Origin of the sequence: Pseudomonas sp. GM24 (assembly GCF_000282235.1) — a bacterium.
In the GTDB taxonomy this organism is placed as follows: domain Bacteria; phylum Pseudomonadota; class Gammaproteobacteria; order Pseudomonadales; family Pseudomonadaceae; genus Aquipseudomonas.
On the sequence record NZ_AKJR01000253.1, the window covers coordinates 1 to 6,962 of the forward strand.

Here is a 6,962-nt window from a genome sequence, read left to right on the forward strand (position 1 = left end):
TGGCGATTATGGATTCGGTGAAAAGCGTTCAAGTCGGTGTACTTCGTCAATATCCCCCAATCAGTCCCCTCTCCCTCTGGGAGAGGGTTAGGGTGAGGGTGCTCTTGGCTTTTCAGACCTTGAACTGATTGATCAACCGCCGCTGCTGCTCCGCCAGTTTGGTCAGATCCGCGCTCGCCGAACTCGACTCATCCGCGCCACCCGCCACTTCATTGGCCACTTGCCCAATGTTGATCACGTTGCGGTTAATGTCATCCGCCACCGCACTCTGCTCTTCCGCCGCACTAGCGATCTGCGTGTTCATGTCGTTGATTACCGATACCGCGTGAGTAATCGTCTCCAGCGCTTGAGCCGCTTTCGCCGCGTGCTGCACGCTTTCATCAGTGCGGTTCTGGCTGTCCTCCATGACCCGCACGACATCGCGGGTGCCCTGTTGCAGTTGCTGGATCATGGACTGGATTTCTTCAGTGGCTTTCTGGGTTTTCTGCGCCAGATTGCGCACTTCATCCGCCACCACGGCAAAGCCGCGACCCTGCTCACCGGCACGCGCCGCTTCAATCGCCGCGTTCAGCGCCAGCAGATTGGTCTGCTCGGCAATCCCGCGAATCGCCGTGAGAATCGCGTTGATGTTCTCGCTGTCCTTGGCCAAGGTCTGCACCACATCGACAGCCTTGCCGATTTCCAGCGCCAACACGCCAATCGAATCGGACGTGTCACGCACGATCTGCATGCCCTGACTCGCCGCCTGATCGGCATGGCTGGCCGCTTGCGCAGCCTGCGTAGCGTTACGCGCGACGTCCTGGGCGGTGGCGGTCATTTCCTGCACCGCCGTGGCGACCTGATCAATCTCGGCCATCTGTTTCTGAATACCGATGTTGGTGCGAATGGCAATGTCGGCGGTGTGTTCCGAAGAATCGCTGACGCTCTGCACCGACGTCACCACTTGGGTGATCATCGCCTGCAATTTAGCGAGGAAGGTATTGAAGCCCTTGGCGATCGAGCCCAATTCATCGCTGCGATCACTGCTCAAGCGTCGGGTCAGATCACCTTCACCCTGAGCAATGTCATTGAGCATCGCGACCATTTGCTTCAGCGGTCGGGCGATGCCGTGGCCGACCAGCCAGATCACCAGCAAGCCAATGCCGGCGATGATCAGGCCAACCATGGCCATGCCGAACGTGTCGGACTTGCGTTGCGCATCGAGGTCGGCCTGCAGTTTTTGCAGATCAGCCATCACCGCGTTGAGCGGCAGTTGCAACATCAACGTCCAGCGCGCGTCGGTCTGGCCGATGCCGAATGGCAGGTACAACTCGATGCGCCCCTTGTCCTTGTTCACCGAGTAAGTCACTTCGCCGCGCTTGAGATTGGCCATGTTGGCGGTTTGTTCGGCGTCGAGGATGTCGCTGACTTTTTCGCCGAACTTGCTCGGGTCTTTGGTGTAGGCAACGATCCGCCCGTTACCGCCAATCAGCGCCATTTGCCCGGCGCCGCTGTACAGCTTCTGGTTGGCGCCGAGGAGCATTTCCTGAATGAAGTTCACCGACAGGTCGGCGCCGACAATGCCCTGGAAAGCGCCGTTGAGCATGATCGGCTCAATAAAGGAGGCGAGCATGACGATCTTGTCGCCGACCTTGTACGGCGCCGGATCGATCACGCAGGCTTTCTTGGTTTCCTTCGAGCACAAGTAGTACTCGCTGGCGCGCACGCCGGTGGACAGGGTTTTCTGGTCGTCGACGTCGACCAGTTTGTCCAGGCCGAGGGTGCCGTCATCGTTGCGGAACCACCACGGCAGGAAGCGCCCGTTGGCGGCATCGATACCGACCACGCTGGTGCCGACGTAGGCCGCGTCATTGTGGTCCAGGGCGTTCTTTTCCCAGCCGATGTAAGTGCCGAGAATCTTCGGGTTCTTTTCGACGTTTTCTTTGATCAGGCTGATCAGTTGTTCGCGGCTGACGCTTAGGCGCGGCTGGCCATCGGCGCCCGGCGTACCGAGCAGGGCGTTGACTCGCACCAGACCGCCGGCGATCAGCAGCGGCGCTTCGAGTTCGCGCTGGATCTGGCTGACCTGGGTTTGTGCCAGCGAAGTCAGGCGCTGTTCGATGACTTGCTCGAACTGCGCCTGAGTGCGCTGCTGCACCATTTCTTGTGTGCGCGCGCCGGAAAACAGCGCATACAGCACCAGCGCGGCCACCACGCTGAGCACGATGGCGCCGGCCAGGGCGGCAACGGAAAACTGGATCGACTTGAACTTCATGGGAGCTCCGCACGCAAGAGGACGTCTGCGCTGATGTATCGGCAGGCGGCATTGGGCCATGAGTGCGAGCAGGTGCAATTGAAAGCCGATGTCGCAAATGGATCAGTGCGCGACGCAGTTGCACGGGGCTTGATGGTGGCTGTGAATTTTTTACGACAGGCCAAGTGGGAAACGTCTGAAAGTCGCTGCAACACGTCCGTTGTATCTGGCGCCGATACAATTACCCGCCTAGGATACGCGACAGGTTTTCAGGGAGCTTTTGAATGAACAAGACATTGGTTGTAAGTGCACTGAGCGCAGCGCTGTTGCTGGCCGGTTGTCAGTCGGTCAACACCACCAGCGGCGGCGCCGTGGGGGTGGAGCGCAAGCAGTACATGTTCAGCATGCTGTCCTCGCAAGAGGTCGACCAGATGTATGCCCAGTCGTATCAGAAGACCGTCGGCGAGGCCTCCAGCAAAGGTGTGCTGGACAAGACCAGCCCCGAGGCCAAGCGGGTTCAGGCGATTGCCAACCGCCTGATCGCCCAGGCGCCGAACTTCCGTCCGGATGCGGCGCAATGGCAGTGGGAAGTCAATCTGATCAAGAGTGATGAACTCAACGCCAACTGCGGGCCCGGCGGCAAGATCATTTTCTACACCGGGCTGATCGACAGCCTGAAGCTCACCGACGATGAAATCGCCGCAGTCATGGGCCATGAAATTGCCCACGCCCTGCGCGAACACGGTCGTGAAGCGATGTCCAAGGCTTACGGGATTGAAATGGCCAAGCAGGGCGCAGGTGCGTTGCTCGGTCTGGGTCAGGACAGTCTGGCGCTGGCCGACACCGTGGCCAACTATGGCATGACCCTGCCGAACAGCCGTGCCAACGAAAACGAAGCCGATCTGATCGGCCTGGAACTGGCCGCACGCGCCGGCTACAACCCGAACGCCGCGATCACCTTGTGGAACAAGATGAGCAAGGCGTCGGAGGGTTCGCCGCCGGAGTTCATGAGCACTCACCCGGCTTCGACCAGCCGGATTGCCTCGTTGCAGGCGGCGATTCCGAAGGTCATGCCGCTGTACGAACAAGCGCCTAAATCCTGAGTCGGTGATCGTTCCCACGCAGAGCGTGGGAACGATCCTTCTTTCAGGGTTAAACCCAGCCACTGCTCTGCATTGCCTTGTACACCGCAACGATCGCCAGAATCATGAATGCCGAGGCCGCGAGGCGACGGATCAGGGTCAGTGGCAGTTTGTCCGCAGCAAAATTACCCGCCAGAACCACCGGCACGTTGGCAATCAACATGCCCGCTGTCGTACCGATAATCACCAGCCACAGATCCGGGTATTGCGCGGCCAGCATTACCGTGGCGACCTGAGTCTTGTCGCCCATTTCGGCGAGAAAAAACGCAATCAACGTGGTCAGGAAAGGCCCGAACTTGCGCGCGGTGCTGGTTTCATCGTCGTCCATTTTGTCCGGGACCAATGTCCACAGCGCAGTGGCGGTGAAGCTTGCGGCGAGTATCCAGTGCAGCGTCGCATTCGAGAAGAAACTGCCGAACCAGGCGCCGACCGCACCGGCTGCTGCGTGGTTGGCCAGGGTCGCGGCGACAATACCGGCAATGATCGGCCAGGGTTTGCGGAAGCGAGCGGCGAGAATCAGCGCGAGCAGTTGCGTCTTGTCGCCGATTTCGGCCAAGGCAACGATTGCGGTGGGAACGAGTAACGAGTCCAGCATCAGGATTTCCTAAGGGGCGGGTCGACACGGCTATGACACGTACAGCCTTCCCGCCCCGGGTAAGGTGTGCGTGTCATAGGTCTTGTCAAACCCTGCGATCCGTCTGCTGCGGACGCTTGGGTCGCATACGCCATGATCTGAGGATCAAGTATGTTGACGTATGCCGGACGAGCTTGGCGCTCGTGGGAGACTACTCCCCTAGGACGGAGCGGATTCTGCCTAGGCAAATCCGTTTGGGCAAGAACAAATTTTCAGCCGCGCTTGGCCCGGTAAATCCGGAAACCATTGCCTTCAGCCTTGATCGCACACACACCCAAATGCTCTTCGATCAGCGGTTGATACTTGAGGAAGCTGTTCGCCACCAGACGCAGTTCGCCGCCGTTTTTCAGATGTTTCGCCGCTTTTCGCAGCAAGTTCTCGGTGGCGAAATAATCGGTATGCACGCCGACATGGAAGGGTGGGTTGCTCAGAATAGCGTTCAAACCCATTGGTGCAGCGTCGATCCCGTCCCCGGTCAGCACTTCGGCTTCCAGACCGTTGGCAGCCAGCGTCAGACGGCTGCTGGCGGCAGCGAACGCATCCACATCCAGCAACGTGACCTGATTGTGTGGGTAGCGACGTTTGACCGCAGCCCCCAGCACGCCCGCGCCGCAACCGAAGTCGAGCAAATGGCCGCTCGGCAATTTATCCAGATGCTCCAGCAGCAGGGCGCTGCCGCGATCCAGGCGACCGTGGCTGAATACGCCCGGCAGGCTGATGACTTTCAGCGGACCCGCGGCCAAAGGCAATTCATAGGTCTGCGCCAGGCTTTCCAGGGATTTTGCTTCCGGCGCGTTGGCTACGGTGACTTGCCAGAGCTGGCAATGACGCGCGCTGTCGAGCTTGCGCGGTTTGCCGAACGGGTTGAGCTGCTTGGACGCGCCTTCGATGCCGCTGCGTTTTTCGCCGACTAGAAACACTTCGCGGCCGGCCAGACGCGAAGCCACCGCGTTGAGGATGTAATCGGTCAGATCCTTGGATTTTGGCAAGAACACCACGGCGCTGTCGAACTCGCGCTCCGGGACATTCACGCCGAAATGGCTGCGACCTTCGAAGCGCGCGTCCAGCGCGGCTTGATCGCCGGCATGCCAGCACCAGCCAAATGCGTTGGGCAGGCGCCCGAGCAAATCGTCGGCAGGCAAACCAGCCAGCAACAACGAACCTTGAAACAACTCGAGCTGACGAAGCAGTACTTCACTGCGCGGATCCATAACTGCTCCTCAAAAAAAAGTGCCGCAGTTTATCAACTGACGACCCGCAGCGCCTTACCGCTGAAAAACGCCTGGGCGTTTTCGGTCAATTGGCCGACGATGCGCTGCCGTGCCTCGCGGCTGCCCCAGGCGTTGTGCGGGGTGACAATCAGGCGCGGAATGTCCGCCGCGAGCAACGGATTGCCCTGGGTCGGCGGCTCGACGCTCAACACATCGGTAGCCGCGCCGCCGAGGTGACCGTTGCGCAAGGCATCGGCCAGCGCTTGCTCATCGATCAGTCCGCCGCGTGCCGTGTTGACCACGAATGCTCCGGGTTTCATCGACGCCAATTCGCGGGCACCGATGAAGTGGCGGGTGTGTTCGTTCAGCGGGCAGTGCAGGGTGAGGGCGTCGATCTGCGGCAACAGCTCATCCAGTGGCAAGCGATCCGGGCGGGCTGGGCGCCCGGGAATCTGCCCGAGCAGCACGCGCATGCCGAACGCTTCGGCCAATCGCGCCACGGCGCCGCCGAGTTCGCCATGCCCGAGCAAGCCGAGGGTTTTGCCTTCCAGCTCGACAATCGGGTAGTCGAGCAAACAGAACTGTTTCGCCTGCTGCCAGCGACCTTCGCCAACGGCTTTCTGATAATCGGCCAGACGCGTGGCGAGGTTGAGCAGCAGCATGATCGTGTGCTGCGCCACCGACGGCGTGCCGTAACCTTGGCAGTTGCACACGGTGATGCCGTGAGCGCGGGCGGCAGCAAGGTCGACGTTGTTGGTGCCGGTGGCGGTGATCAGGATCAGTTTCAGCTCGGGGTTGGCGGCCATCGCGGCGGCGTCGATCAGGATCTTGTTGGAAATGGCGACGGTGGCGCCATGCAGGCGTTCGCTGACTTGCTCGGGCAAGGTCTGGGCGAACAGCTGCAGATTGCTGAAACACTCGCGCAACGGACTGAGGTCGAGGTCGCCGAGATCCAGCGAAGGGTGATCAAGGAATACCGCGCGGCGCGTGTTCGTCATCAACTGTACCTTTTGTGCTGTGAGCGTTGGGCGTAATCTGCCGAGCCTACCAGATGAAACAAATTGATACGCTTGGCCGAAAGGAGCCCCCATGTACTGGACCGAGTTCTTGACCGTTGCACTGATCCACTTGCTGGCCGTCGCCAGCCCCGGCCCGGACTTCGCCGTGGTAGTGCGCGAGAGCGTGACCCACGGGCGCCGCGCGGGCACCTGGACGGCACTCGGTGTCGGCACGGCGATTTTCCTGCACGTCGGTTATTCGCTGCTCGGCATTGGCCTGATCGTGTCGCAATCGATTGTGCTGTTCAACGCCTTGAAGTGGGCGGCGGCTGCGTACTTGCTGTACATCGGCTTCAAGGCATTGCGCGCGCAACCGGCGAAAACCGTCACCGATGATCTGCACAAAGAGGCTGGCGTACGCACCGCTCGCGGCGCATTCACTTCAGGCTTCGTGACCAACGGCCTGAACCCGAAAGCCACACTGTTCTTTCTGTCGCTGTTCACCGTGGTGATCAATCCGCACACGCCACTGGCCGTGCAGGCCGGTTACGGGATTTACCTGGCTGTCGCAACTGCGATTTGGTTCTGCCTGGTGGCGATGCTGTTCAGCCAGCAACGGGTGCGTGCCGGTTTCGCCCGCATGGGCCACTGGTTCGACCGCACCATGGGCGCGGTGCTGATCGCTCTCGGCGTGAAAATCGCGTTTACCGAGATGCATTGATCCTACTGTGTAGGAGCTGCCGA

The 6,962-nt window shown here is 60.4% G+C and carries 6 protein-coding genes and 1 riboswitch; of the genes, 2 read left to right on the top strand and 4 right to left on the bottom strand.

The window, feature by feature from the left end; genetic code table 11:
• Positions 1 to 112 precede the first annotated feature (112 nt).
• Entirely contained in the window at positions 113 to 2,254 is a 2,142-nt protein-coding gene (locus tag PMI23_RS25485; protein WP_007912817.1) for a methyl-accepting chemotaxis protein, read from the bottom strand.
• 263 nt (positions 2,255 to 2,517) lie between these two features.
• On the opposite strand from PMI23_RS25485, the gene PMI23_RS25490 reads away from it, so the two are divergent.
• A complete protein-coding gene (locus PMI23_RS25490; RefSeq protein ID WP_007912815.1) occupies positions 2,518 to 3,336 on the top strand; it encodes a M48 family metallopeptidase in 819 nt (272 codons plus the stop codon).
• A gap of 49 nt (positions 3,337 to 3,385) precedes the next feature.
• Here PMI23_RS25490 and PMI23_RS25495 read toward each other — a convergent pair whose 3' ends face one another.
• From PMI23_RS25495 to PMI23_RS25505, 3 genes are all read right to left on the bottom strand, one after another.
• Entirely contained in the window at positions 3,386 to 3,970 is a 585-nt protein-coding gene (locus PMI23_RS25495) for a TMEM165/GDT1 family protein (RefSeq protein WP_007912813.1), read from the bottom strand.
• 87 nt (positions 3,971 to 4,057) lie between these two features.
• A riboswitch (yybP-ykoY riboswitch) is annotated at positions 4,058 to 4,182 on the bottom strand.
• Between the two features lie 39 nt (positions 4,183 to 4,221).
• Positions 4,222 to 5,220 (bottom strand): methyltransferase, encoded by a 999-nt coding sequence (locus PMI23_RS25500; protein ID WP_007912811.1) that lies wholly within the window; start codon positions 5,218 to 5,220, stop codon positions 4,222 to 4,224.
• A 32-nt stretch (positions 5,221 to 5,252) separates the two neighbouring features.
• Positions 5,253 to 6,218 (bottom strand): 2-hydroxyacid dehydrogenase, encoded by a 966-nt coding sequence (locus PMI23_RS25505; protein WP_007912809.1) that lies wholly within the window; start codon positions 6,216 to 6,218, stop codon positions 5,253 to 5,255.
• Positions 6,219 to 6,309: 91 nt separating this feature from the next.
• On the opposite strand from PMI23_RS25505, the gene PMI23_RS25510 reads away from it, so the two are divergent.
• Positions 6,310 to 6,939 (top strand): LysE family translocator, encoded by a 630-nt coding sequence (locus PMI23_RS25510; protein ID WP_007912807.1) that lies wholly within the window; start codon positions 6,310 to 6,312, stop codon positions 6,937 to 6,939.
• Positions 6,940 to 6,962 lie beyond the last annotated feature (23 nt).

What these genes read in the sequence shown, in the direction of transcription:
- PMI23_RS25485 (WP_007912817.1), bottom strand. Translation starts at nt 2,254, where the DNA reads ATGAAGTTCAAGTCGATCCAGTTTTCCGTTGCCGCCCTGGCCGGCGCC.
- PMI23_RS25490 (WP_007912815.1), top strand. Translation starts at nt 2,518, where the DNA reads ATGAACAAGACATTGGTTGTAAGTGCACTGAGCGCAGCGCTGTTGCTG.
- PMI23_RS25495 (WP_007912813.1), bottom strand. Translation starts at nt 3,970, where the DNA reads ATGCTGGACTCGTTACTCGTTCCCACCGCAATCGTTGCCTTGGCCGAA.
- PMI23_RS25500 (WP_007912811.1), bottom strand. Translation starts at nt 5,220, where the DNA reads ATGGATCCGCGCAGTGAAGTACTGCTTCGTCAGCTCGAGTTGTTTCAA.
- PMI23_RS25505 (WP_007912809.1), bottom strand. Translation starts at nt 6,218, where the DNA reads ATGACGAACACGCGCCGCGCGGTATTCCTTGATCACCCTTCGCTGGAT.
- PMI23_RS25510 (WP_007912807.1), top strand. Translation starts at nt 6,310, where the DNA reads ATGTACTGGACCGAGTTCTTGACCGTTGCACTGATCCACTTGCTGGCC.